This is a genomic window from Monashia sp. HAY1-2A, assembly GCF_056755315.1.
In genome coordinates, this window is record NZ_JBNDHY010000608.1 from 1 (window position 1) to 249 (window position 249).

At 72.3% G+C, this 249-nt stretch carries 1 pseudogene; it reads right to left on the reverse strand.

The features are described from left to right. Nucleotides 1-38: 38 nt before the first annotated feature. Nucleotides 39-249, reverse strand: a pseudogene (locus ACPYOM_RS23230) (aa3-type cytochrome oxidase subunit I); the annotation flags it as partial.

Genomic DNA, 249 nt, shown 5'->3' on the forward strand with positions numbered 1-249 from the left:
CAGGTAGACCAGGAGCTTGGTCTCGACGCGCATCGGGCTCAGTCCTCACGCTTCTCGGAACGGGCGGTGGCGTGCTCGTGGTCGACGTCGGCCGGCCCCATCACATGGGTGAGGGTGCCCTGGTCGGCCACGGGGCGGAAGCCGGCGGCGGCCTCCGGGTGGTGCAGGTCGACCGCGGGACGCTCGGACCGGATCCGCGGCAGTGACGTGAAGTTGTGCCGGGGCGGTGGGCACGAGGTGGCCCACTCG